This window comes from Streptomyces sp. NPDC087422 (assembly GCF_044744145.1).
Lineage (GTDB): Bacteria > Actinomycetota > Actinomycetes > Streptomycetales > Streptomycetaceae > Actinacidiphila.
On sequence record NZ_JBIUXT010000006.1, the window covers coordinates 445,257 to 469,293 of the forward strand.

The 24,037-nt window shown below is 72.1% G+C and carries 20 protein-coding genes; 14 read left to right on the forward strand and 6 right to left on the reverse strand.

The genetic code is table 11. From position 1 onward, the window contains the following. Window positions 1–10: 10 nt before the first annotated feature. Both ACIO6U_RS21935 and ACIO6U_RS21940 read right to left on the reverse strand, forming a co-directional pair. Window positions 11–994 (reverse strand): amino acid ABC transporter permease, encoded by a 984-nt coding sequence (locus ACIO6U_RS21935; RefSeq protein ID WP_401721440.1) that lies wholly within the window; start codon window positions 992–994, stop codon window positions 11–13. Beyond that, entirely contained in the window at window positions 981–1,871 is an 891-nt protein-coding gene (locus ACIO6U_RS21940) for an ABC transporter substrate-binding protein (protein ID WP_401721443.1), read from the reverse strand. The genes ACIO6U_RS21935 and ACIO6U_RS21940 overlap by 14 nt, the downstream gene beginning before the upstream one ends. 364 nt (window positions 1,872–2,235) lie before the next feature. On the opposite strand from ACIO6U_RS21940, the gene ACIO6U_RS21945 reads away from it, so the two are divergent. Beyond that, on the forward strand, window positions 2,236–3,669 hold the full coding sequence (locus ACIO6U_RS21945; RefSeq protein ID WP_401721446.1) for a hypothetical protein: 1,434 nt from the start codon (window positions 2,236–2,238) through the stop codon (window positions 3,667–3,669). A gap of 63 nt (window positions 3,670–3,732) precedes the next feature. Here the strand turns inward: ACIO6U_RS21945 and ACIO6U_RS21950 are convergent, their stop codons facing one another. Both ACIO6U_RS21950 and ACIO6U_RS21955 read right to left on the reverse strand, forming a co-directional pair. Further along, window positions 3,733–5,211: an amidohydrolase gene (locus ACIO6U_RS21950; RefSeq protein WP_401721449.1), complete on the reverse strand. Its 1,479-nt coding sequence runs from the start codon at window positions 5,209–5,211 to the stop codon at window positions 3,733–3,735. A gap of 104 nt (window positions 5,212–5,315) precedes the next feature. After that, the gene (locus ACIO6U_RS21955; RefSeq protein ID WP_401721452.1) at window positions 5,316–7,001 is read right to left on the reverse strand and encodes a PucR family transcriptional regulator; all 1,686 of its coding nucleotides are present in this window, start codon (window positions 6,999–7,001) and stop codon (window positions 5,316–5,318) included. 185 nt (window positions 7,002–7,186) lie between these two features. Between ACIO6U_RS21955 and ACIO6U_RS21960 the strand changes: the two genes are divergently transcribed. From ACIO6U_RS21960 to ACIO6U_RS21970, 3 genes are all read left to right on the forward strand, one after another. Continuing rightward, window positions 7,187–8,356, forward strand: a complete 1,170-nt coding sequence (locus tag ACIO6U_RS21960) for a CaiB/BaiF CoA transferase family protein (protein WP_401721455.1) — start codon at window positions 7,187–7,189, stop codon at window positions 8,354–8,356. Between the two features lie 164 nt (window positions 8,357–8,520). Next, the gene (gene thrS, locus ACIO6U_RS21965; protein ID WP_391160829.1) at window positions 8,521–10,503 is read left to right on the forward strand and encodes a threonine--tRNA ligase; all 1,983 of its coding nucleotides are present in this window, start codon (window positions 8,521–8,523) and stop codon (window positions 10,501–10,503) included. A 70-nt stretch (window positions 10,504–10,573) separates the two neighbouring features. Further along, complete coding sequence (locus tag ACIO6U_RS21970; RefSeq protein ID WP_188285222.1) at window positions 10,574–11,131, forward strand: HIT domain-containing protein; 558 nt, start codon at window positions 10,574–10,576, stop codon at window positions 11,129–11,131. An 80-nt stretch (window positions 11,132–11,211) separates the two neighbouring features. Here ACIO6U_RS21970 and ACIO6U_RS21975 read toward each other — a convergent pair whose 3' ends face one another. Together ACIO6U_RS21975 and ACIO6U_RS21980 are read right to left on the reverse strand one after the other, a co-directional pair. Beyond that, entirely contained in the window at window positions 11,212–12,897 is a 1,686-nt protein-coding gene (locus tag ACIO6U_RS21975) for a hypothetical protein (protein ID WP_355332546.1), read from the reverse strand. Between the two features lie 204 nt (window positions 12,898–13,101). After that, the gene (locus ACIO6U_RS21980; RefSeq protein WP_401721460.1) at window positions 13,102–15,336 is read right to left on the reverse strand and encodes an elongation factor G-like protein EF-G2; all 2,235 of its coding nucleotides are present in this window, start codon (window positions 15,334–15,336) and stop codon (window positions 13,102–13,104) included. A 286-nt stretch (window positions 15,337–15,622) separates the two neighbouring features. On the opposite strand from ACIO6U_RS21980, the gene pgsA reads away from it, so the two are divergent. The 10 genes from pgsA (at window position 15,623) to ruvB (ending at window position 24,028) form a co-directional block, all read left to right on the forward strand. Then, the gene (gene pgsA / locus ACIO6U_RS21985) at window positions 15,623–16,294 is read left to right on the forward strand and encodes a phosphatidylinositol phosphate synthase (RefSeq protein ID WP_401721463.1); all 672 of its coding nucleotides are present in this window, start codon (window positions 15,623–15,625) and stop codon (window positions 16,292–16,294) included. Then, the gene (locus tag ACIO6U_RS21990; protein WP_401721466.1) at window positions 16,291–17,343 is read left to right on the forward strand and encodes a phosphatidylinositol mannoside acyltransferase; all 1,053 of its coding nucleotides are present in this window, start codon (window positions 16,291–16,293) and stop codon (window positions 17,341–17,343) included. The genes pgsA and ACIO6U_RS21990 overlap by 4 nt, the downstream gene beginning before the upstream one ends. Next, window positions 17,340–18,500: a glycosyltransferase family 4 protein gene (locus ACIO6U_RS21995; protein WP_355332534.1), complete on the forward strand. Its 1,161-nt coding sequence runs from the start codon at window positions 17,340–17,342 to the stop codon at window positions 18,498–18,500. Before ACIO6U_RS21990 ends, ACIO6U_RS21995 begins: the two co-directional genes overlap by 4 nt. Before the next feature lie 2 nt (window positions 18,501–18,502). Beyond that, window positions 18,503–19,051: a hypothetical protein gene (locus ACIO6U_RS22000; protein ID WP_355332532.1), complete on the forward strand. Its 549-nt coding sequence runs from the start codon at window positions 18,503–18,505 to the stop codon at window positions 19,049–19,051. A gap of 176 nt (window positions 19,052–19,227) precedes the next feature. Continuing rightward, window positions 19,228–20,136, forward strand: coding sequence for a pyridoxal 5'-phosphate synthase lyase subunit PdxS (gene pdxS / locus ACIO6U_RS22005; protein WP_355332529.1), 909 nt, complete (start codon window positions 19,228–19,230; stop codon window positions 20,134–20,136). Between the two features lie 7 nt (window positions 20,137–20,143). After that, complete coding sequence (pdxT, locus tag ACIO6U_RS22010; protein ID WP_355332527.1) at window positions 20,144–20,737, forward strand: pyridoxal 5'-phosphate synthase glutaminase subunit PdxT; 594 nt, start codon at window positions 20,144–20,146, stop codon at window positions 20,735–20,737. 66 nt (window positions 20,738–20,803) lie between these two features. After that, on the forward strand, window positions 20,804–21,556 hold the full coding sequence (locus ACIO6U_RS22015; RefSeq protein WP_188285213.1) for a YebC/PmpR family DNA-binding transcriptional regulator: 753 nt from the start codon (window positions 20,804–20,806) through the stop codon (window positions 21,554–21,556). Between the two features lie 175 nt (window positions 21,557–21,731). Then, the gene (gene ruvC / locus ACIO6U_RS22020) at window positions 21,732–22,271 is read left to right on the forward strand and encodes a crossover junction endodeoxyribonuclease RuvC (RefSeq protein WP_188285212.1); all 540 of its coding nucleotides are present in this window, start codon (window positions 21,732–21,734) and stop codon (window positions 22,269–22,271) included. After that, window positions 22,268–22,879 carry a Holliday junction branch migration protein RuvA gene (gene ruvA, locus ACIO6U_RS22025; RefSeq protein ID WP_355332522.1) on the forward strand — a complete coding sequence of 204 codons (612 nt, stop codon included), beginning with the start codon at window positions 22,268–22,270 and terminating at the stop codon, window positions 22,877–22,879. The genes ruvC and ruvA overlap by 4 nt, the downstream gene beginning before the upstream one ends. 84 nt (window positions 22,880–22,963) lie before the next feature. After that, window positions 22,964–24,028: a Holliday junction branch migration DNA helicase RuvB gene (ruvB, locus tag ACIO6U_RS22030; protein ID WP_355332520.1), complete on the forward strand. Its 1,065-nt coding sequence runs from the start codon at window positions 22,964–22,966 to the stop codon at window positions 24,026–24,028. Window positions 24,029–24,037: the final 9 nt, after the last annotated feature.

A 24,037-nucleotide genomic window follows, 5' to 3' on the forward strand; every position in this document is an offset into this window, starting at 1 on the left:
GAGACGGCGGTCATGCGCGGCCTCCCTCGGTGCCGGCCGGGCCCGTCGGCGCGGCGGCCTTCGCCCTGCGCGGGACGATCCCGGCCCGCAGCGCCGCCAGCAGCGACGGCTCGGGGGATTGGGTGTCACCGCGCTTGAAATGCCGTTCGAGGTAGAACTGGCCGGTGCTCAGCACGGTGGTCACCACGAGGTACCAGAGGCTGACGGTGATCAGCAGCGGGATCACCTCGTACGTCCGCGAGTAGATCTCCTGCACCCGGAAGAGGATCTCCGGGATCGCGATGACGCTGACCAGCGACGTCGTCTTGAGCATCGAGATCGTCTGGTTCCCCGTCGGCGGGATGATGACCCGCATGGCCTGGGGGAGCACGACGCGCCGGAAGATCTGGCCCCTGCGCATGCCCAGCGCCTGCGCGGCCTGCGTCTGGCCGGGGTCGACCGACTGGAGCCCGGCCCTGACGATCTCGGACATGTAGGCGCCCTCGTTCAGCCCGAGGCCGAGGATCGCCGCGACATACGGCGTGATCAGCGTGTTCGCCTCACCCGACACCAGCGTCGGGCCGAACGGGACGCCGATCGACAGCACCGGGTACAGGGCGGCCAGGTTGAACCAGAAGATCAACTGCACCAGCAGCGGCGTGCCGCGGAAGAATCCGGCGTAGGCCAGCGCCGCGGCGGCGACGGACCGGTTCCTGGAATCACGGCAGACCGCGACCAGGACGCCGATGACGATTCCGACGACCATGGCGACGACGGTCAGGACGATCGTCGTGACAAGTCCGTGCACCACCTGCACATCGCGGAAATAGCTGAATACGACGTCCCACTGATAGCGGGGATTCGTGATCAGCGAATTGACGACGAGGGCCGCCAGGGAAATGATGACGAAGGTCGCGATCCACTGACCGTAATGCCGGGTGCGCGCGACCTTGAGCACGCCGCCGTCCGGGCCGCCGGTTCTTTGCGCGAGCGAGGGCATTTCAGCGTTGGCCATCGGTGTGCACCTCTGACTTCGCGATCTCGCCCTGGTTCACTTTCCACTTGGCCAGGATCTTGCCGTACGTGCCGTCGGATATCAGATTGTTCATCGCGGCGGCGACCGCGGGCGCCAGGGCGGAGCCCTTCGGGAGCGCGTAGCCCCATGTGGTCGGCAGGTAGTTCGCGTTCAGCACGTCGAGCCGGCCGTTGGACTGCCCGGCGATGTAGGACAGCGGGCCGTAGTCGGACATGCTGGCGTCCGCGCGGCGGCTGCTGACCGCGAGCGTGGCGTCGGCCTGGGCGGGGAACACCGAGACGGTGATGGCGGGCTTGCCCGCACGCACGCAGTCCCGGTCGAACGTCGGCATGTAGTTCTCGGCGTAGATGCTGCCCTTCATGACGGCGATGGTGTGTCCGCACATCGTGTCGAGGGTCAGCTTCTCGGGGTTGCCCGCGTCCACGATCAGCGAGGTGCCGCCGGAGTACTCGCTGACGAAGTCGACCTGCTTCAGCCGGGCGGGCGTGATGCTGAGCGCCGCGGCGACCATGTCGTAGCGGTTGGTCTGGAGGCCGGGGATCATCGCGTCGAACTTGACGTCGGCGAACCTCACCTTCAGCCCCAGCACGTCGGCGACGGCCCGCAGAAGCTCGGGTTCCGCGCCTGCCAGGGTCTTGCCGTCCTCGGCGAGCAGCAAGAACGGCGGATAGCCGGGCCCGCTCGCCACGTCGATCCCGCCCTTTCCCGCGATGTCCGAAGGAACCAGTCGTGCGACGCTCTTGTCGTACGTCCCCCGGATGAAATCCTCGCCCACGGAATCGGCGGTCGCGGTGGCATGCGAGGTGCAACCGGTGAGGACGCCGACGGTCATGGCGAATCCGGCCACTACTGTCACGGCTGTCGCCGGTCTACCAGTAAGGTGTTTGCTGAACACGTGAGTCGGGCTCCTTGCGGCAGTCGGGAACAACATGCGAGGACCGATACGCCGTTTTCCGTTCTGTGGAAAAGGGAAATCCGGCGGTGCTCAAAACGAGTTGGCTCACTATAAGCACCGCGGAAGTGCTGTCACGCCGCGCGATGCGTTTCCGGCAAACCGCGGCACGGCGAATTGACGGTTCTGCGCGAACGCCCGGGCCGGGCGGTCGCCGCGGCGGCGCACCACCGGGCGCGCGGGCGGGCCACTGCTACGGTGCGGGGAACGCACGTCGCCCCGGCCACGACGGAAGGCCCACGCGACACGGATCGTCGAGGACCCGGTGATGACGACACATGTGTTGTCGGGACTGAACGCGGTGCAGCAGGTCGGCAATCGTCCCGACCCCACCCTGCCGATGCCGGTCGGGGAGATCGCCGGACGGTTGGGCACGGTGCTGAGCAGCGCTTCCCGGCTCTGTGGTGAACTGGCGGAACTCGAACTGCTGGAGCGCGGGAGCGCGTACGGGACCTACCGCATCGGACGGCGGGCCATCGAGCTCTCCGGCCGCGCGGCGGCCCCGTTCGCCAGGTCCGTCCGGTCCGCGCTGACGCTCGTCGCGACGCTCACCGGCGAGACCGCGTGCCTGGCCGCACCGACGGCGCAGGGCATGCGGGTGGTCGCCTCGGTCGAGTCGGTGTGGCCCCTGCGCGCGCACGCCAAGGTGGGCGAGTCGGTCGACGACGCCCGGCGCGCGATCGTGCGCGCGGCGCGCCTGGAAGCCACCGACGGCCCGTCGCGGGCGCTCCGCGCCGAGTCGACCATCGGCATGGGCGTGGAGATCGCCGTGCCGGTCATGAGCCCCGTCGGCGAATGTGTCGCCGTACTGGCGGCCCGGCTGCCGGTCAGCCGCGCCGCCAAGGTCGTACCACGGGCGCGCCGCGTGCTCGACGAGGCGCGGCGGCTGCTCGAACGCACGGTGGACGACGAACTGGACCAGCCGAACATCGCGGCCGGAGGTCCGCTCGGCCGCGACGGCAGCCCGCTGGGCCTTGAGGCGGCACTGCGGATCGTGTGGCATCTGTCCGCGGGGCGCGACTCGTTGGCCGGTATCGCGACCGGGACGGGGCTGCGGCCCGACCGGGTCCGCCGCCTGCTGGAGTCGTGCGGCCGGGCGGGAGTCGTCCGCAGGAGCAAGGACGGCGCGCGGTTCGAGGCGAGCTGGGCGGTGCACGGCTGGCATCGCGCCGCGACCCTGCCGATGATCCTCGAAAAGGGCCGGCCGCTCGTGGCCGAAGCGGCGGCGACGACCGGGGTGTGCGCGTTCATCACCGTGCTGAACGGGATGCACAGCCTCACGCTCGTCGAAGAACTCCAGAGCGTCGGCGAGGGGTTGAGCATGACGCCGTGGCTCGGACGCCTCGCCCCCATCATCGGCTCCGACGGCGGACCGACCCTGGCCTCGGACTTCGAGGCCGACGAACTGCGCCGGGTCCTGCCGAACAGGCACCCGCCGGAGCAGGTCGAGAAGTTCCTGCGGCGCTTCGCCCGCGCCGGGCGCGACGGCGTGCTGTCGATGAAGTCCATCGACGAACTGGGGATCATCTCCATCTCCGCGCCGGTACGCGACTCCAGCAACTCGGTCGCCGCCGCGGCCTGCCTGGTCGGCTCGACCGACAGCATCAGGCCGCGGACACGGGAACTGGAGGGCGTCGCACGGCGGTTGGGCGCCCGCGTGTCGCGGCTGATCGGCGCCCCCGAGGACGCGCCCGGCCCGTAGGCAAGCCGTCGCCGGGGACGGCACCCGACCGCGGCCGGGCGGGCCCGACGCGGGGGCGGCCCCTCAGACCGACCGGTGCGTGAGCGTGCCGCCGACCATCGTGGTCAGCACCGGCATGGTCCGCAGCGCGGCGCGGTCGAACGCGCGCGGGTCCCCGCCGATGACCACGAGGTCGGCGACGTCGCCGACGGACACCGGACCCCGGCCCGCGGCGGCCGCCGCGAACGCCACCTCCAGCGGGACGCTCTGCTCGGGGTGCCACGCGGGCCGGTCGTCGTCGGTGCGGAAGACCGCGTCGGCGATGGCCAGCCTCGGGTCCAGCGGGCTGACCGGCGCGTCGGAGCCCAGCTCAAGCCGGGCGCCGGCGGCGTGCAGGGAGCGGAAGGCGTAGGCCCGGTCAGTGCGGCCCGGCCAGTGCAGGTCGGCCACGTCCCGGTCGGTCACGGCGTGCTGCGGCTGGACCGACGCGACCACGCCGAGCCGGGCGAAGCGCGGCATGTCCCGCTCGCTCACCAGTTGGGCGTGCTCGATCCTGCCGGGGCACCCGACCCGCTCGAACACGTCGAGTACCGCGGAGTTCGCCCGGTCGCCGATCGCGTGCACCGCGGGTTCGAGACCGGCCGCCCACGCCCTGCCCATCAGCTCGACCAGCTCGTCGAGCGGCACCAGCGACAGCCCGCACGCGTCACCGGCCCCGGCCGGGTGCGGATACGGATCGACGCACCACGCCGTCCTCGTGTTGAGCGACCCGTCGCTGACGATCTTGTACGGCCCGACCCGCACCCGCCCGTGGGTTCCCGCGACGACCTGCCCCGTACGGAACCCCGCGGCGATGGCGCCGTCCAGCCACGGCGTCCAGATGCCGGCCAGCACCCTGACCGGCACCGCGCCGGGCCGGGACCGGCGGCGCCACGCCTCGACGTTGTCCGCGTAGGCGAGGTCGGTCAGGCCGGTGACGCCCAGCGCGGGCAGCGCGGCGACGGACTCCCCTACCCAGGCGTCGAGTTCCTCGGGCGGCACCATCGCCGCCAGCCGCGCCTTGGTCTCGATCGACGCCGTCTCCCGCAGCACCCCCGTGGGGTGCCCGCGCAGGCCGACCAGGTCGAGCGCGGCGCTGCTCAGCCACGTGGTGTGCAGGTCGATGGTGCTGACGGCCACCGCCGCGTCGCCCACCAGCTCGTCCAGGACACGCTTGTGCGGAGCCTCCTCCCACAGCGCGGGCACAATGCCCTGACCCCAGACGATCCCGGTACGGTGCGCCGCGCGTATGCCGTCCCGCATCATGACCGCGGCCTCGCGCGGGCTCCGCGCGGCGCCGAGATCGACGGCGCGCAGATTCCGTACCCACTGCTCGATGTGCACATGGCCGTCGACGAAACCGGGGACGAGGGTGGCGTCGGCGAACGCGATCACCTCGGTGTCCGGCTCGGGCGGGACGCCGCCGACGGCGCCGATCGCCGTGACGCGCCCGTCGCGGACCAGGACGTCGCGAGGTGGGCCGCCGAGGCCGACGCGGACGTGGGCGAGCAGGGTTGATGTCATCTGATTCCTCCGTTCCGCCCCGAACGGTAGAAGGCGCGGGCGCCCCCGCCGTTGTCGTCAGGCCACGGGCCCGACCCCGCGACTTGTCGGTCCCGACAAGGGCCTCAGCCGCGTGCGCCCCGGGGGCCGCGCACGGCGTTGCGCAGTTGGAGCCACGTCACGAGCGTGTCGTCGCCCGCGTCCAGGGCGACCCCGAACATCTCGGTCAGCCTGCGGACCCGGTAGCGGGCGGTGTTCTCGTGGACGCCGAGGGCACGGGCGGTCGCGGCGACGCTCCCGGCGGACCCCAGATACGCCAGCAGCGTCCCGGCGTAGTCGGTGCCCTGGTCCGCGTCGTGGCGCAGGACGGCGCGCACGGCGGGCAGCCGCAGCACGTCCTCGTCGATCGGCGCCCCGGACCGCAGACAGGCGAGGACGACCTGAGGGCGCACGTCGTGGAGGGTGGCGACACCGCCGTGGGGCGGGTCGGCGCGCGGGTCGAGCAGCGTGTCCACGACCCGCCGGGCGAGCGGCCGGGACCCGGCGACGGCAGCGAGGCCGTCGACGACGGCGCCGAAGCCGACGACCAGTTCCACCCCGGCGGACCTGCGGGCCGCCGTCACCAGGTCCGTGCCCAGCCTGCGCAGCCGCGCGGCCAGCCGCGCCTGGCCCCGGTCGTCCTGGGGCGGGTCGAGCACGGGCAGCAGCAGGACGACGTCGCCCGCCTCCAGCACGGCCGCCGACTCCGGGTGCCAGTGCTCACCGTGCAGCGTGATCAGGTCGCGGACGCGGGCGGCGTCGGCGGCCCGCAGCTCACTGGCGACCGGTCGTACCGTCGCGAGGACGAACGAGGCACGCGCGGGCAGCGCCAGCGCCGCGGCGGCGCTCGCCGCGTCCAGCGAGGAGGCCAGCAGACCGCGGAGCGCGTCGCCGCGCCGCTCCCGCTCGGGGCTGACCGCCTCCCGCGACCGCAGCAGGTGCAAGGCGACGCTGCGGGCGGCGTCCAGCAGCGCGCGTTCCGCGTCGTCCACCAGCTTCGGCCGGTCCGCCAGGACGAAGATCACGCCGAGCACCTGGTGCCCCGCCCGTACGGCGACGGACATCCGGTCGGCGTACTCCGGACCCGAACTGGCGAACCGCACCGGGCCCTGCGCGGCGATCACGGCCTGGTACTTCGCCGCGTCGCCAGGCCGTTCCGGTGTCCGGCGGCCGAGGATCGCCAACCGCCGGATCTCGTCGATCTCCTGGTCCGGCAGGTTGGAGTACGCCAGGATCCGGCCGTCGACCTCCTCGATCGTGACCGGCCCGCCCAGCGACGCCGCGATCGCGTTGGCCAGGCCGAACAGGTCGCCGATGCCGCCCGCCTCCCCGGGGACGGCGGCCCGAGCGGCACCGGCCGCGGTGACGAACGCGTCCAGGCGCCGCCAGGCCATCTCGTCGGGCGTGCACAGCAGGGCGATGTCCGCCTCGCGGGCGGCCTCGACGGCCCGGCCCAGATCCCGGCCCCACGCCTTCACCACGACCGCGCTCGCGCCCGCGGCGGCGGCCTGCCGTATCCGATCGGTCACCTCGGCGGGATCGGAGCTGCCCCCGGTGAGCAGTACGACAGCCCCCGCCACGTCGTGGATCGGCTCGTCGGGACCGTGGACCACGGGCTCGCCCGCGGGCCGGGCCAACCGCGCCCGGTCACCGCCGACGAGCCGCAGCGTGTGCGGTCCCAGGCTCTCCAGCAGGTCGCGCAGCGTGCCCACGGCCGCCGAGGACGCGGCGGCGGGGGTCACCGACCGCGCGACGCCCTCGCCAGTGTCCATCACCCCAGGCTATCGGCGCCCTTTGTGGCTGAGCACAAGTCGGCGCCGCCGAGTGCGTGGGCAACTCCAGGGCGGCGCCGGGGCTGTCCTGGAGACGATGCCACCGCGCCCCCGGCGCACAAGTGGCCCGGTTCCGGGGCCGAGACCGACGTCTTCGAGGAGACCGCGTGCCGACAGGAGATTCCGTGCCGACGCGATACGCGGCCCCGCGCGGCGGTCCGCTGGCGGGCACCGTCGTGATCGACTGCACGTCGGTGGTGATGGGGCCGTACGCGACCTCGCTGCTGGCCGACCTCGGCGCCGAGGTCGTCAAGGTCGAGCCGCCGGGCGGCGACATCGGGCGCCGGATCGGGCCGACGGCGGCCGACGGTCTCTCGGCCCTGTCGCTCCGGCTGCTGCGCAACAAGACCTCCGTGGTGCTCGACCTGGCCACGGGGGAGGACCGACGCCGCTTCACCGACCTGGTGACCGGGGCCGACGCGGTGGTGACCAACATCCTGCCGAGCGCACGCGAACGGCTCGGCCTCGACTACGACGCGCTCGCGCGGGTCCGTCCCGACATCGTGCTCTGCACCGGACAGGCGTACAGCTCCCGCTCCGGCCTGCGCGACGTCTCCGGCTACGACGACACGGTCCAGGCGCTGTCCGGCATGGCCGACAGCTACCGCCTGCGCGGCGGCGAACCGGCGTACTCGCCGTCGGTCACGGCCGACAAGACCTGCGGCCTCCTGATGGCGCTCGCGACGGTCTCGGCCCTGTACAGCCGCCTGCGCGACGGCCACGGCCAGTGGGTGGACGTGCCGATGGTCGACAACATGGCCGCGTTCAACCTCGTCGAGCACCTCGCGGGCCACACCTTCGACCCGCCGCGCGGCGACATCGGGTGGGCGCGGTCGCTGGCACCCGCCCGGCGCCCGCATCCGGCCCGCGACGGCTGGGTCTGCGTCATGCCGTACACCGACGCCGACTGGCGGCGCTTCCTCGTGCTCGCCGGGCGCGACGACCTGCTGGACGACCCCCGGTTCGCCACCGCGGGACAGCGCGGCGGCCGGTCGGACGAGGTCCAGGCGGTCATCGCGGACTACGTGTCCGGCCGGACCGTCGCGCGGATTGTGTCGGCGTGCCGGACCGCGAGGATCGCCTGCGCGCCCGTACGCACCCTGGAGTCCCTGGCCGACGACGACTATCTGCGCGAGCGGCGCACCGTGGAGACCCTGGAGCATCCGGCGGTCGGCCGCTACCGGAACGTGCGGCTGCCGCTGGACTTCAGCCGGACACCGCTCGGCGACGACGCCCCGGCACCGCCGCTCGGCGGCCGTCCCCAGGGTCGTCCTCAGGACCGGCCCCAGGGATGAGGACCGCGATGCGGCCGGTCGTCGGGGCTCACGGCACCTCGCGCCGCCACCCCCGCGGGTTATCGCTTCGCGGGCAGCCCTCGCGGCTCGGTACGATTCAGCGGTGCGGCGCCCGCCGCCGCCGAGTCACCACAGCCAGCAGGACCTGAGTCAGGAGCAGACCGGTGTCAGATGTCCGTGTGATCATCAAACGCGATTCCGTTGAGCTGGAAGAGCGGACGGTCACGACGGGCACGACCGCGGCCGAACTGTTCCCCGGCGAGCGGTCCGTGATCGCCGCCCGCGTCGGCGGCGAGCTGAAGGACCTCGCGTACGCCCTCGCCGACGGCGACGAGGTCGAGCCGGTGGACATCACCAGCCAGGACGGCCTCAACATCCTGCGGCACTCCACCGCGCACGTGATGGCGCAGGCCGTACAGGAGCTGCACCCCGAGGCCAAGCTCGGCATCGGGCCGCCGGTCAAGGACGGCTTCTACTACGACTTCGACGTCGAGAAGCCGTTCACCCCCGACGACCTCAAGGCCGTCGAGAAGAAGATGCAGGAGATCCAGAAGCGCGGCCAGCGCTTCTCGCGCCGGGTCGTGACCGACGAGGCCGCCCGCGAGGAGCTGGCCGACGAGCCGTACAAGCTGGAGCTGATCGGCCTCAAGGGCGGCGCCGCGTCCTCGGACGACGGCGCGGACGTCGAGGTCGGCGCCGGCGAGCTGACCATCTACGACAACCTGGACGCGAAGACCGGCGAGCTGTGCTGGAAGGACCTCTGCCGGGGCCCGCACCTGCCCAGCACCCGCAACATCCCGGCCTTCAAGCTGATGCGCAACGCGGCGGCGTACTGGCGCGGCAGCGAGAAGAACCCGATGCTCCAGCGGATCTACGGCACCGCCTGGCCCACCAAGGAAGAGCTGAAGGCGCATCTGGACTTCCTGGAGGAGGCCGCCAAGCGCGACCACCGCAAGCTGGGCAATGAGCTGGACCTCTTCTCCATCCCCGAGCAGATCGGCTCGGGCCTCGCGGTCTTCCACCCCAAGGGCGGCATCATCCGCCGCACCATGGAGGACTACTCGCGCAGGCGGCACGAGGAGGAGGGGTACGAGTTCGTCTACACCCCGCACGCCACCAAGGGCACCCTGTTCGAGACCTCGGGCCACCTGGACTGGTACGCCGACGGCATGTACCCGCCCATGCAGCTCGACGAGGGCACGGACTACTACCTCAAGCCCATGAACTGCCCGATGCACAATCTGATCTTCGACGCCCGCGGCCGGTCCTACCGCGAACTGCCGCTGCGGCTCTTCGAGTTCGGCACCGTGTACCGGTACGAGAAGTCCGGCGTCGTGCACGGTCTGACCCGGGCCCGCGGCTTCACCCAGGACGACGCGCACATCTACTGCACCAAGGAGCAGATGGCCGACGAGCTGGACACCACGCTCACCTTCGTGCTGAATCTGCTGCGCGACTACGGACTGACCGACTTCTACCTGGAGCTGTCCACCAAGGACCCGGAGAAGTTCGTCGGCTCCGACGAGGTCTGGGAGGAGGCCACCGAGACGCTGCGCAAGGTGGCCGAGAAGCAGGGGCTGCCGCTGGTCCCCGACCCGGGCGGCGCCGCCTTCTACGGCCCGAAGATCTCCGTGCAGTGCAAGGACGCCATCGGCCGCACCTGGCAGATGTCGACCGTGCAGCTCGATTTCAACCTGCCCGAGCGGTTCAACCTGGAGTACACCGGCCCCGACGGGACCAAGCACCGCCCGGTGATGATCCACCGCGCGCTGTTCGGCTCGATCGAGCGGTTCTTCGCCGTGCTGCTCGAGCACTACGCGGGCGCCTTCCCGGCCTGGCTCGCCCCGGTGCAGGCGGTCGGCATCCCGATCGGCGACGCGCACGTGCCGTACCTCCAGGAGTTCGCGGCGGAGGCCAGGCGCAAGGGCCTGCGGGTCGACGTGGACGCGTCCTCCGACCGCATGCAGAAGAAGATCCGCAACCAGCAGAAGCTGAAGGTGCCCTACATGGTCATCGTCGGCGACGAGGACATGTCCGGCGGCACGGTCTCCTTCCGCTACCGCGACGGCTCGCAGAAGAACGGCATTCCGCGCGACGAGGCCATCGCCGAGATGGTGGACGCCGTGGAGCGCCGCATCCAGGTCTGACGGCGCCGACGTCCGCCGCCCGTGAGATCCGGGACTTCCCCCGCAGCACGCGTGCTCCGGGGGAAGTCCTATGCTGAACGGCATGACGAGTGAGCCGGAACAGCAGATCGGAGCGGGGGTGCCGGACGCGTTCCAGCGCCTGTGGACCCCGCACCGGATGGCGTACATCCAGGGCGAGAACAAGCCCACCGGCCCCGGTGCCGGTGATGGATGTCCGTTCTGCGCGGTCCCGGCCGAGTCCGACGAGGACGGCCTCGTCATCGCGCGCGGCGAGCACGTGTACGCGGTGCTCAACCTGTACCCGTACAACAGCGGGCACCTCATGGTGGTGCCCTACCGGCACGTCGCGGACTACACCGAGCTGGACGGCGCCGAGACGGCGGAACTGGCCGTGCTGACCAAGCAGGCGATGACCGCCCTGCGGTCCGCCTCCGGCGCGCAGGGCTTCAACATCGGGATGAACCAGGGCGATGTGGCGGGCGCCGGGATCGCCGCGCACCTGCACCAGCACGTGGTGCCGCGCTGGGGCGGCGACGTCAATTTCATGCCGGTCGTCGGACACACGAAGGTGCTGCCGCAGCTCCTCGCCGACACCCGCAAGATGCTCGCGGACGTCTGGCCCTCCTGACGGACGTCCCGTCGCCCTGAAACGTCCCGTCCCCCTGAACCCCGCATGAGCGGGAGCCGGAGCCGGAGCCCGGACAGGTCCTAGGCGTCGTACGCGTCGGCCTTCCTGGGCTCCACGCTCTGCGACAGACCGCTCAGCATCATCGAGCGGCTGGTGAAGTGCGAGGTGTCCACGCCGTTCTCGCTCATCACCTGGATCGCGGCGGCGTGCACCGCCCGCAGCACCGGAGTGGCCGCGCGCAGCGCGTCGTCGGCCATGAACCGGTGCTTCCACGGCTTGTCGGCCCACGTGTGCCGCAGCCCGAACGGCTCGGGCAGCTTCAGCGTGCCGCCGAGGTAGTCCAGCACGGCGGGGAAGCGGGTCAGCGGCGCGCGGGCGGCCAGCCGTACCACCTCGTCCGACTCGATCAGCGGGAGCTGTACGGTCCTGGTCTCCCAGAACTTCACCGGCTTGGTGATCGTCTTCTCCTTCGCGGGCGGCCCGGAGGTGAAGATCCCGTGGATCGGGCCGAGCGCGTGCCCGGTGACCTCGATCCGCAGGGTGTGCGCCAGCACCGTCACCGTCGTCATCAGCGTGATGACGAGATTGCCGTCCCAGAGGGTGAACTGGATGCCCAGATAGTGCCGGTTGCCCTTGCCGAACTGCTGCGTGTTGCAGATCCGCTGGATCTCGAAGTCCTTGACCGAGAACGAGTCGACCTCAGGCCCGGTGGGCCGGGAGATCTTGCCCGCGCCCTCGCCGACCGGCACCACGACCCAGTGCTTTATCGACGGCTTGGGGAAGCCGCCGGTGTGCAGCGGGCCGCGCTCGATCATCCGTAGCTGGTCGTGGATGGCGCGGATGACGTCCCAGCTCCGGAACGGGTGGATCTCGGCCAGTCCCTCGCGCGGGATCAGCTCCTCGGCCATCTGCCAGTTCGCCCACCGGCTGCCCATGCCGAGTATGCCCTTGGGCCCCGCGTAGAAGACGACATTGCTGTTCTGCTCCGCGGACAGCTTGGCCAGGCTCTGCCGCAGCAGCTCCGCGCGGGTCTGGTTGGGGTTGCGCGGCACCGCCTCGGGGATCTTCGCGCCGACCGCGGTGCCCGCGACCAGGCCCGCCCAGCGGCTGCGCAGATCCTTCGCGGTGGCCTCGCAGATCCGCTTCGCCCAGAACCAGCCGATGATCGGCGCGATCATCAGGACGCGGAAATACTGCTGCCAGAAACCGCTGAACGGCGGCCGTACCGCGAGCAGCACGGTGAAGGCGGCGGCCACGGCCAGCACGACGGCCCCGAAGGCCCCCGACTTGTTGCCCCGCGCCTTCAGCGACCCGAGCGACTTGCGCAACTGGAAGGCGCCGAGCCAGAGCAGCACGCCGGGCAGGAACAGCACCCCGCACACGCCCATCACCACGGTCAGCCGGTTGTCGCGCTCCTGCCGGATCCGGTTGGCGGCCAGCGCGTGCTCCACCACGGTCTGCGGCACCACACCGAAGGACTGCACCAGTTCACTGCGCGCCGCGCCCAGCATCCTGACCTGGATGGCGCGGGAGAACGCCTCGCCCAGATTCGGCGCGAACAGCGACAGCCGCGGCGCCTTGACGCTCGCCTCGCTGTTGGCGTCGACCAGCGTCGTCACCGGAGTGTCGCGGTACGCGGCGGACGCCAGCGCCTGGGTCGCACCGGTCTCACCGTCGCTGCCGGTCAGCGGAATCTGCGCACCTGGGCTGAAATCGAACCCGATACCGTCCGTCACCACAGGCCCCCAGTCGCCAGTCCCGTACATCCACCGGTTCACCGGTCCATACGGCTCCGACCGGCCCATTCCCCGCACGGGTGAACGTCACACGTTCGGAGCAGTCTCCAGATTAGCGGCGCGACGGCCCGCGGCGTGGCCGCGAGCCGCCGATTGGCCAGCGGACATGTCCACTTGGCGACTTACCGGCGCTGTTCCGGCGTCCGCCGGCGCTGATTCTCCGTCGCGCGCCCGTCATCTGCCGTGCGCGGTCGCCTCGTCCTTCTCCTCCTGCCGGCGCAGTCTCGTGGCCAGTTGGGCGGGCATCGGCTCGTGCCGCGCGTAGTGCCGGCTGAACCGGCCGGTGCCGTGCGACAGCGACCGCAGATCGACGGCGTAGCGGCCGATCTCGATCTCCGGGACCTCGGCGCGCACCACCGACCGCCCGTCTGCGGCCGGTTCGGTGCCCAGCACCCGGCCGCGCCGCCCCGACAGATCGCTCATCACCGAACCGACGTACGCGTCCGGCACCAGCACGCCGACCTCGCAGATCGGTTCCAGCAGATGGATGGGCGCGCCCGCGGCGGCCTCGCGCAGGGCGAGCGCGCCCGCGGTCTGGAAGGCGGCGTCGGAGGAGTCCACCGAGTGCGCCTTGCCGTCGGTGAGGGTGACCCGGATGTCGACCACCGAGAAGCCGAGCGCGACCCCGCGGGCGGCCTGGGTGCGGACGCCCTTCTCCACCGACGGGATGAACTGCCGCGGCACCGCCCCGCCGATCACCTTGTCCACGAACTCGATGCCGGAGCCGACCGGCAGCGGCTCCACCTGGATGTCGCAGATCGCGAACTGCCCGTGCCCGCCGGACTGTTTGACGTGCCGCCCGCGGGCCGTCACCGGCTCGCCGAAGGTCTCCCGCAGCGACACCTTGTGCGGCACCGCGTCGACCTGCACCCCGTACCGGTTGCGCAGCCGCTCCAGGGCGACGTCGGCGTGCGCCTCGCCCAGGCACCACAGGACGACCTGCCGGGTGTCCGGATTCTGTTCGAGACGCATCGTCGGGTCCTCGGCGACCAGCCGCGCCAGGCCCTGGGAGAGCTTGTCCTCGTCGGCCTTGCTGTGCGCCTCGATGGCGATCGGCAGCAGCGGGTCCGGCATCACCCACGGCTCCATCAGCAGCGGCCCGTCCTTGGCCGAGAGCGTGTCGCCGGTCTCGGCGCGGGTCAGCTTGGCCACGCACACCAGATCGCCCGCACCCGCCGAGGGCACCGGCCGCTGGTGCTTGCCGAAGGGCGACGACAGCGCCCCGACCCGCTCGTCCACGTCGTGGTCCTCGTGCCCGCGGTCCTCCATGCCGTGGCCCGACACGTGCACCGTCTCGTCCGGCCGCAGGGTGCCGGAGAAGACCCGCACCAGACTGATCCGGCCCACGTACGGGTCCGAGGACGTCTTGACCACCTCGGCGGCCAGCGGCCCCTCCGGGTCGCAGACCAGCGCGGGGCGCCCGCCGCCGTCCGGCGTCGTGACCGGCGGCGCCTCCCGCTCCAGCGGGGTCGGGAAACCGCCGGTGATCAGCTCCAGCAGCTCCACGGTGCCCAGGCCCTGCCGGGCGCCGTCCGCGGCGGGCGCGGCGGCCAGCACCGGGTGGAAGGAGCCGCGCGCCACCGCCCGCTCCAGGTCGTCGACGAGCGTCTTGACGTCCAGTTCCTCGCCGCCGAGGTAGCGGTCCATCAAGGTCTCGTCCTCGCTCTCGGCGATGATCCCCTCGATGAGCCGGTTGCGCGCCTGCTCCACCAGCGGCGCCAGCGCCGCGTCCGGCTCGGCCTCGGCCCGCTCGCCGGACGCGTAGTCGTACACCCGCTGCGAGAGCAGCCCCGCCAGGCCCGTCACCGGGGCGTGGCCGTCGGGGCCCGCGGGCCCGTGCACCGGCAGATACAGCGGCAGCACCGAATCGGGGGAGTCGCCGCCCAACTCCGCCGCGCACTGCGCCGCCATCTCCTCGAAACCGGCCCGCACCGACTCCAGGTGCGTCACCACGACCGCCCGCGGCATCCCGACGGCCGCGCACTCCTCCCACACCATCCGGGTCGCGCCGCCGATGCCCTCGCCGTCCTGCGCGGCCGACACGACGAACAGGGCCGCGTCCGCGGCGCGCAGACCGGCCCTCAACTCCCCGACGAAATCGGCGTAGCCGGGGGTGTCCAGCAAATTGACCTTGATCCCGCCCCACTCCACGGGGACGAGCGAGAGCTGTACGGAGCGCTGCTGCCGCTGCTCGATCTCGTCGTGGTCGGACACCGAGCCGCCGTCCTCGACCCGGCCCGCCCGGTTCACCGCGCCGGTGGTCAGCGCCAGCGCCTCCACCAATGTCGTCTTGCCTGATCCGCAATGGCCGACCAGCACCACATTGCGCACGTTCTCGGGGCGGTCGGCCGCCGGTGCCCTTCCGGCGGCTCCTGGCTGTGCGTCTCTCCTGTCCGCTGCACCACCCACGCGTTCTCGCCTCCCGGTCCTCACTGCACGGACCGCGCCCTCGGTGGGGGGCGCGTCACAGGGGCGCCACGGGAGACCGCTCCACGCACAGGCGGCCTCGACGACGCCCGCGGTCTTTCGACCTTCCCACGGCCGTCCGGGTGCGTCCATACGTCGTACGCCGGGCCGCCGCCCCCGCCGCTCCGGCACGGCCTGGGACATCCGGTGCGCGCGGGCTGGCTACGATGGGCCATCCGGCTGCCGCTCCGGCCGCCGTGACACCATCCTCCGACCTGTCGGGAAGGCCATGCTGAACAAGTACGCGCGTGCGTTCTTCACGCGTGTTCTCACGCCGTTCGCCGCATTTCTGCTCCGCAAGGGGGTCAGCCCCGACGCGGTGACCCTGCTCGGCACCGCGGGTGTCATGGCGGGCGCACTGGCCTTCTATCCCAGGGGCGAGTTCTTCTGGGGCACCGTGGTGATCACGCTCTTCGTCTTCTCCGACCTGGTGGACGGCAACATGGCCCGCCAGGCCGGGGTCTCCAGCCGCTGGGGCGCCTTCCTCGACTCGACCCTCGACCGGGTCGCCGACGCGGGCATCTTCGGCGGACTCGCCATGTGGTACGCGGGCCGCGGCGACGACCTCGTGCTGTGCGCGGTGACGATCTTCTGCCTGGCCAGCGGCCAGGTGGTGTCCTACACCAAGGCGCGCGGCGAGGCGATCGGCCTGCCGGTGAACGTCAACGGCCTGGTCGAGCGCGCCGAGCGCCTGGTGATCACGCTGACCCTGTGCGGCTTCGCCGGCCTGCACAAATTCGGCGTCCCCGGCATCCAGTACCTGCTGCCGATCGCCCTGTGGGCGGTCGCCGCGGGCAGCCTGGTCACCCTCGTCCAGCGGGTCGTCACCGTACGCCGCGAGTCCGCGGAGGCCGACGCCGCAGCCGCAGCCGCCGCCGCGGGGCAGGGGAGCAGCGCGTGAGCGAGGACGCCTCCCGGGCCGCGCGGCTCAGGGGGAGCCTCGCCGACGGGCTCTACGGGCTCGGCTGGAGCGCGGTCAAGACGCTGCCGGAACCGGCCGCCCGAGCGCTCGGCCGCGCCATCGCGGACGTCACGTGGCGGCAGCGCGGCAAGGGCGTCCGACGCCTCGAGGCCAACCTGGTCCGGGTCGTGCCGGACGCCGACGAGGCACGGCTGCGCGCGCTGTCGCGCTCGGTCATGCGGTCCTACCTGCGCTACTGGATGGAGTCCTTCCGGCTCCCGGCCTGGAGCAAGGACCGCATCCGCGGCGGCTTCGACCCCGCCGACGTCCACTACCTGACCGACGGCCTCGCCGCCGGGCGCGGCGTCATCCTGGCGCTGCCGCACATGGCCAACTACGACCTGGCCGGCGCCTGGGTGACCACCGCGCTCGACACCCCCTTCACCACCGTCGCCGAGCGCCTGAAGCCCGAGACGCTGTACGACCGCTTCGTCGCCTACCGCGAGAGCCTGGGCATGGAGGTGCTGCCGCACACCGGCGGCGCCGCCTTCGGCACCCTGGCCCGGCGGCTGCGGTCCGGCGGCCTGGTCTGCCTGGTCGCCGACCGCGACCTGTCGGCCAGCGGCGTCGAGGTCGACTTCTTCGGCGAGCGCACCCGGCTGCCCGCGGGCCCGGCCATGCTCGCCCAGCAGACCGGAGCGCTGCTGCTCCCCGTCACCCTCTGGTACGACGAGTCGCCCGTCATGCGCGGCCGCGTCCACCCGCCGGTCGAGGTCCCCGCGACCGGCGACCGTACGTCCAAGACGGCCGCGATGACGCAGCGACTGGCCGACGCGTACGCCTCCGGCATCGCCGAGCACCCCGAGGACTGGCACATGCTGCAACGCCTGTGGCTGTCCGACCTCGAACCCCGCCCCGAACCCCCGGCGGGCGGCGCCGACACGGCGGGGGAGAGCGCGGGAGCAACGGCGGAGGGCACGTCCGGCGTCTCCCCGCGGGGCGGTACGGCCGGCGGCCCACCTGACCACTCCGGAACGGAGAAAACGTGAGGATCGGGATCGTCTGCCCGTACTCCTGGGACGTCCCCGGCGGCGTCCAGTTCCACATCCGCGACCTCGCCGAGCACCTGATCGGTCTCGGCCACGAGGTCTCCGTGCTCGCCCCCGCCGACGACGAGACACCGCTGCCGCCGTACGTGGTGTCGGCGGGCCGCGCCGTGCCGGTCCCGTACAACGGCTCGGTCGCCCGGCTCAACTTCGGCTTCCTGTCCGCCGCCCGGGTCCGCCGCTGGCTGCACGACGGCAACTTCGACGTCATCCACATCCACGAACCCGCCTCGCCCTCGCTCGGCCTGCTGGCCTGCTGGGCGGCGCAGGGCCCGATCGTGGCCACCTTCCACACCTCCAACCCGCGGTCGCGCGCGATGATCGCCGCGTACCCGATCCTGCAACCCGCGCTGGAGAAGATCAGGGCCAGGATCGCGGTCAGCGAGTACGCCCGCCGCACCCTGGTCGAGCACCTGGGCGGCGACGCGGTCGTCATCCCCAACGGCGTCGACGTGGACTTCTTCGCGCGGGCCGAGCCCAAGAAGGAGTGGCAGGGCGGCACGATCGGCTTCATCGGGCGGATCGACGAGCCGCGCAAGGGCCTGCCCGTGCTGATCCGGGCACTGCCGAAGATCCTCGCCGAGCGGCCCGGCACCCGGCTGCTGGTCGCGGGCCGCGGCGACGAGGAGGAGGCCGTCGAGTCGCTGCCCGAGGCGATGCGCGACCGGGTCGAATTCCTCGGCATGGTCAGCGACGAGGACAAGGCGCGGCTGCTGCGCAGCGTCGACGTCTACGTGGCGCCCAACACCGGCGGCGAGTCGTTCGGGATCATCCTGGTCGAGGCGATGTCGGCGGGCGCCGCCGTGCTCGCCAGCGACCTCGACGCCTTCGCGCAGGTCCTCGACCAGGGCGCGGCGGGCGAACTCTTCGCCAACGAGGACGCCGACGCGCTCGCCGCCGCCGCCCTGCGGCTGCTCGGCGACCCCGCCCGCCGTACCGAACTGCGCACCCGCGGCAGCGCCCATGTGCGGCGTTTCGACTGGTCGGTGGTCGGCGGTGACATCCTGTCCGTCTACGAGACCGTCACCGACGGCGCCGCGCATGTCGCCGCGGACGAACGCACCAGCCTTCGGGCGAGATTCGGCCTGGCAAGGGACTGACAGTGACCACCATCATCTGGGTCGCGGTCGCGATCGTCGCGATCGGCCTCTACCTGAGCTGGACGGCCGGGCGCCTCGACCGCCTGCACGCCCGGATCGACGCGGCGCGCGCCGCCCTGGACGCGCAACTGCTGCGCCGCGCCTCGGTGGCCCAGGAACTGGCCACGGCCGGTGTGCTGGACCCGGCCGCGTCGATCGTGCTGTACGAGTCCGCGCACGCCGCCCGGCAGGCCGAGCCGGAGCAGCGGGAGGTCGCCGAGAGCGAGCTGAGCCAGGCGCTGCGCGCGGTCTTCTCCGAGCCGGGCGCGGTCGCCGAGATCGGGGAGGCGCCGGGCGGCACCGAGGCGATCAAGGAGCTGACCCAGTCGGTACGGCGGGTGCCGATGGCCCGGCGCTTCCACAACGACGCGGTACGCGCCGCGCGGGCGGTCCGCAGACACCGCGTGGTGCGCTGGTTCCGGCTCGCGGGCCACGCCCCCTTCCCGCTGGCCTTCGAGATGGACGACGAGCCGCCGGTGCCGCTCACGGCGGACGGCGCCGGGTCGCACTGAACGCCCCGGCACCACGGAGCGCACCGGCACCCGCCGGACACACCGATCCGCGCGGGCCACACGGCCACCCGCCGGCCCGCGGGGAGCCACCGCGGCGGAATTGGCCCTTTCCCGCCCCCGGCGACCGGCCGGACCATGGAGAAAAGCCACCGATTTCGTCAGCGAGTGAGGTCACCGTGTCCACCAGCCCCTCCGCCACCACCCCCGAGACCGGCACCGCACGCGTCAAGCGCGGTATGGCCGAGCAGCTCAAGGGCGGCGTGATCATGGATGTCGTCACCCCGGAGCAGGCGAAGATCGCCGAGGACGCGGGCGCCGTCGCCGTCATGGCACTGGAGCGGGTTCCGGCCGACATCCGCGCGCAGGGCGGTGTGGCCCGGATGTCCGACCCGGACATGATCGAGGGCATCATCAACGCGGTGTCCATCCCCGTGATGGCCAAGTCCCGGATCGGCCACTTCGTCGAGGCCCAGGTCCTCCAGGCGCTCGGCGTCGACTACATCGACGAGTCCGAGGTGCTGACCCCCGCCGACGAGGTCAACCACTCCGACAAGTGGGCCTACACCACCCCCTTCGTCTGCGGCGCCACCAACCTCGGCGAGGCCCTGCGCCGGATCGCCGAGGGCGCGGCCATGATCCGCTCCAAGGGCGAGGCCGGCACCGGCAACGTGGTCGAGGCCGTCCGCCACCTGCGCCAGATCAAGGGCGAGATCTCCCGCCTCAAGGGCCTGGACAACAACGAGCTGTACGCCGCCGCCAAGGACCTGCGCGCCCCGTACGAGCTGGTCAAGGAGGTGTCGGTGCTGGGCAAGCTGCCCGTCGTGCTGTTCTCCGCGGGCGGTGTGGCCACCCCGGCCGACGCCGCGCTGATGCGCCAGCTCGGCGCCGAGGGCGTCTTCGTCGGCTCCGGCATCTTCAAGTCCGGCGACCCGGCCAAGCGCGCCGCCGCGATCGTCCGCGCCACCACCTTCTTCGACGACCCGAAGGTCATCGCGGACGCCTCCCGCAACCTCGGCGAGGCCATGGTCGGCATCAACATCGACACCCTCCCGGAGTCCGAGCACTACGCCAACCGCGGCTGGTAAGGCGACGATGACCAGCTCTCCCACCATCGGCGTCCTGGCACTCCAGGGCGACGTCCGGGAGCATCTGACGGCACTGGCCGCGGCGGACGCCGCGGCCGGTCCCGTCCGGCGCCCGGAGGAACTGGCCGGAATCGACGGCCTGGTGATACCCGGCGGCGAGTCCACCACCATCTCCAAGCTCGCCGTGCTCTTCGGCCTGATGGAACCGCTGCGCGAGGCGATCCGCGGCGGCCTGCCGGTCTACGGCACCTGCGCGGGACTGATCATGCTCGCCGACAAGATCCTCGATCCCAGGTCCGGCCAGGAGACCTTCGGCGGCATCGACATGATCGTCCGCCGCAACGCCTTCGGCAGGCAGAACGAGTCCTTCGAAGCGGTCGTCGACGTCACGGGCGTCGAGGGCGGCCCGGTCGAGGGCGTCTTCATCCGCGCGCCGTGGGTCGAGTCGGTGGGTGCGGACGTGGAGGTGCTCGCCGAGTACGGTGGCCACATCGTCGCCGTCCGTCAGCGCAATGTGCTCGCCACGTCGTTCCACCCCGAACTGACCGGCGACCACCGGGTCCATGAATTCTTCGTGGACACTGTGCGCGCGGCGGGCTGACCGGATCCCGGTAGGATCGACGGCGCGACGAAAGACAGCATTTGGTGACGCGAAGGAGACAGTCGGATGTCCGGCCACTCTAAATGGGCTACGACCAAGCACAAGAAGGCCGTGATCGATGCCAAGCGCGGCAAGCTCTTCGCGAAGCTGATCAAGAACATCGAGGTCGCGGCGCGGACCGGTGGCGCCGACCCGGACGGCAACCCGACGCTGTTCGACGCCATCCAGAAGGCGAAGAAGAGCTCGGTACCGAACAAGAACATCGACAGCGCGGTCAAGCGCGGCGCCGGTCTCGAAGCCGGTGGCGCCGACTACCAGACGATCATGTACGAGGGCTACGGTCCCAACGGTGTCGCGGTGCTCATCGAGTGCCTGACCGACAACCGCAACCGCGCCGCGTCCGACGTGCGGGTGGCCATGACCCGCAACGGCGGCTCGATGGCCGATCCGGGCTCGGTGTCGTACCTGTTCAACCGCAAGGGCGTGGTGATCGTCCCCAAGGCTGAGCTGGGCGAGGACGACGTGCTGGACGCGGTGCTCGACGCGGGCGCCGAGGAGGTCAACGACCTCGGTGAGTCCTTCGAGGTGATCAGCGAGGCCACCGACCTGGTGCCGGTCCGCAAGGCGCTCCAGGAGGCCGGGATCGACTACGACTCGGCCGACGCCAACTTCCTGCCCACCATGCAGGTGGAGCTGGACGAGGACGGCGCGCGCAAGATCTTCAAGCTCATCGACGCGCTGGAGGACAGCGACGACGTGCAGAACGTCTTCGCCAACTTCGACGTCTCCGACGAGGTCATGGAGAAGGTCGACGCCTGAGCCGCGCTCAGGCGGTGACGCCGGGGCCGCGCGCGAGCGGACCCTGACGGACGGTCAGCCGGAGGGGCCGACGGGACACACCCCGTCGGCCCCTCCGCTGTTTGTCGGCCCCAACCGATAACCTGCACGAACAGGTTGGCGAAGACGGCGGCTGACGGGCGCGGAAGGGGGCGGCATGCGAGTGCTCGGCGTGGACCCGGGTCTGACCCGGTGCGGCATCGGAGTGGTGGACGGCGTTCCCGGACGCCCGCTGACGATGGTCGGCGTCGGCGTCGTACGCACCCCGGCCGACGCGGAGATCGGCGACCGGCTCGTCCTGATCGAACGCGGCATCGAGGAGTGGCTCGACGAACACCGCCCGGAGGCGGTCGCCGTGGAGCGGGTCTTCAGCCAGCACAATGTGCGCACCGTGATGGGCACCGCCCAGGCGAGCGCGGTCGCCATGCTGTGCGCCGCCCGCCGCGGCCTGCCCGTCCACCTGCACACCCCCAGCGAGGTCAAGGCGGCCGTCACCGGCAGCGGCCGGGCCGACAAGGCGCAGGTCGGCGCGATGGTGACCCGGCTGCTGCGGCTCGACGCCCCGCCGAAACCGGCCGACGCCGCCGACGCGCTGGCACTGGCCATCTGTCACATCTGGCGCGGCGCCGCCACCAACCGCCTCCAGCAGGCCATCGCCGCCCACCGCCCCGTACGACCCCAGGAGTCCGCCAAGTGATCGCCTTCGTCAGCGGCCAGGTCGCCGCGCTCGCCCCCGACACCGCGGTCATCGAGGTCGGCGGCGTGGGCATGGCCGTCCAGTGCGCCCCGAACACCCTGGCCGCGCTGCGGATCGGCCAGCCCGCCAAGCTCGCCACCTCCCTGGTGGTCCGCGAGGACTCGCTCACCCTCTACGGCTTCGCGGACGAGGACGAGCGGCAGGTCTTCGAACTGCTCCAGACCGTCAGCGGAGTCGGCCCAAGGCTCGCCCAGACGATGCTCGCCGTGCACACCCCGGACGCGTTGCGCTCCGCGGTCGCGGTCGGCGACGAGAAGGCGCTGACCGCGGTGCCCGGCATCGGCAAGAAGGGAGCGCAGCGGCTGCTCCTGGAGCTGAAGGACCGGCTGGGCGAACCGGTCGGCTCCGGCGCGGACCGGGGAATCGGCAGCCCGGTCGGCGACTCCTGGCGCGAGCAGCTGCACGCCGCGCTGCTCAGCCTCGGCTACGCCACCCGCGAGGCCGACGAGGCGGTCGCCGCCGTCACCCCGCAGGCCGAGGCCGAGCGGGAGCCGAACGTCGGCGCGCTGCTGCGCGCGGCCCTCCAGACCCTCAACCGCACCCGCTGACCGCCCTGTTGACGCCGCCGGCCGCACCCGTACCGGTGACGCCGGTCCGTACCGCCGACCCCACACCGACCCGAGAGACCAACCATGAACTGGGACGACGCCACCGACGAGCGGCCGGAGCGACTGGTCGGCGCCACCGCCGACCATGAGGACCAGGCGGTCGAGGCGGCGCTGCGCCCCAAGGACCTGGGGGAGTTCATCGGGCAGGAGCGCGTACGGCAGCAGCTCGACCTGGTGCTCAGGGCCGCCCGCCAGCGCCAGGGCACCGCGGACCACGTCCTGCTCTCCGGCGCCCCCGGCCTCGGCAAGACGACGCTGTCGATGATCATCGCGGCCGAGATGGGCGTGCCCATCCGGATCACCTCGGGACCCGCCATCCAGCACGCGGGCGACCTCGCCGCGATCCTGTCCTCGCTCCAGGAGGGCGAGGTGCTCTTCCTCGACGAGATCCACCGGATGTCACGGCCCGCCGAGGAAATGCTCTACATGGCGATGGAGGACTACCGGGTCGACGTGATCGTCGGCAAGGGCCCCGGCGCGACCGCGATCCCGCTGGAACTGCCGCCCTTCACCCTGGTCGGCGCCACCACCAGGGCCGGACTGCTGCCGCCGCCGCTGCGCGACCGCTTCGGCTTCACCGGCCACATGGAGTTCTACGCCCCCGCCGAACTGGAGAAGGTCATCCGCCGCTCCTCCGGGCTGCTGGACGTCGAGGTCGCCGACGACGGCGCCGCCGAGATCGCCGGACGCTCCCGCGGCACCCCCCGGATCGCCAACCGGCTGCTGCGCCGGGTCCGCGACTACGCCCAGGTCAGGGCGGACGGTGTGATCAGCCGGGAGATCGCCGCCAAGGCGCTGGAGGTCTACGAGGTGGACGAGCGCGGTCTCGACCGGCTGGACCGGGCCGTGCTCCAGGCGCTGCTGAAGCTCTTCGGCGGCGGGCCCGTCGGTCTGTCCACGCTCGCCGTCGCGGTCGGCGAGGAGCGCGAGACCGTCGAGGAGGTCGCCGAGCCGTTCCTCGTCAGGGAGGGCCTGCTGGCCCGGACACCGCGCGGCCGGGTGGCCACGCCCGCGGCCTGGACGCACCTCGGTCTGGTACCGCCGCACAATCCCGCCGGACCCGGACAGAGCGGGTTGTTCGGACCGTGACCGCCGATA